Source organism: Legionella sp., assembly GCF_965140895.1.
GTDB lineage: Bacteria > Pseudomonadota > Gammaproteobacteria > Legionellales > Legionellaceae > Legionella.
Window position 1 is genome coordinate 1 of sequence record NZ_CBCSKT010000115.1, and the last position, 1482, is coordinate 1482.

A 1482-nucleotide genomic window follows, 5' to 3' on the forward strand; every position below is an offset into this window, starting at 1 on the left:
TGGAATAGATTGAGCAACAGTAGTAAAACTATGGTTCTGTGAAATTTGTTCGGTTTTATTTTTTATCTCATCAACTGCTGAGCGACACCTATGGCAGCTCTAATGTTACTGAACATCAAATACTCGTCAAAAAATGTATTTTCAATTTTGAGAGCGCAAGGTTTCGTGTGAAATACCAACCGCCTCTAGCCTCTTTGTACGGCGTGCTACAATGTGCTCATCTGTTTTATCTAAAGTATCCCGGGATAAGAAAAAGGAAAAGAGGCCGTGGCTTGTTTTAAGAACACGGTCAGTTACCCTGACATTCGCAACCCTGAAAATGGCGCGTGTCCCTGGTTCGGTGAGTCCTGTGATGAACGATAAAATATAAAAGTAAGAGTCTGCGCTTAACTTATTGCTCATCACTAATTGTTGTCCCTGAAACAAGAAAATATTGGTTGCAACAGCCAAATAGCCACAGGCCTCATTAAAAGTAAGTTGATGCTTTTCCATCAGCAGGTTAATTTTTTCTGCTTTGCGCAGCATTTTTTTCATGTCCAGCCCGCTTTGGGCTGCCTGAAACAAAGCACTACGTAAGTAGTTTTCCCTGGTTATGCTTAGTAAGTAAAGTAAATTTTGCGCCCCTAAATACCCGCCATCTTTATAGCCATCGCAGGCCAACTGGATGCCATCGCGTCCTACACGTTGAATCATTTGATTGACATGAGAAAAATAGCCTCCAGAGGCATAAGCATAGATCGCTATGTATTGGTTTTTATAGGACTTAAGCATATTTTTAATAGAGTATATCTCTCCTCTGTATGCCAATCCGAGAATCATATCTGTTGCGTTGCGTGATGGGGCTGCAAATTGTTCTAATCGTTCTATATTTCCTGCCAAAGCAAAACCATAAATGGCAAAACGAGTCTCAGCGCCTAAATTTAATTGCTCTTTGACGCGCTCAATATCACCACTAAATGCATAGCCTAATACAGCCCGATTCCTATTTGCCCCTTGATCCAACAACAATTGAGCGGAAGCATAATGGCCGCCACGAGCATAATACTCTAAAGCAATAGAACGACTTAAAACCATAGAATTACTTGCTGCCAAATCAAGTAATCGATTCACTTGTTCGACATTGCCCGCGAATGCATAGCCTGAAATAGCGGCATTTAAATACTTGCCTTCACTGATTAATTCATTGACTTGTTGTACATAACCTTTTTTTGCATAACCGATAATCGCACTACTTACCGCAGCGCCTAAGGCAATTTGTTGTTGTACTTGAGAAAAATGTCCTCCCATTGCATAACCTTCAGTGGCATAATTACGGCTTGCGTGGAATACGTCTATTAAAAAATTAACTGAAGAGGTATTTCCTTCTTGTGCCAATAGCATCACTACATTGTAATCCCCGGAAAAAACTCCTAGACAAAAACCGGCTTTGGCTAATTGCATCAACCGTTCTTTATCGCATTTTCGGGCCAAATAGAGAATGTC

Annotated in this window: 1 protein-coding gene; it reads right to left on the reverse strand. The window is 40.7% G+C overall.

Features of this window, described 5'->3' with window-relative positions; translation table 11 throughout:
• Positions 1–141: 141 nt before the first annotated feature.
• The coding region (locus ACQY7T_RS12165; RefSeq protein ID WP_428413776.1) for a hypothetical protein at positions 142–1482 on the reverse strand (1341 nt) is incomplete at its 5' end.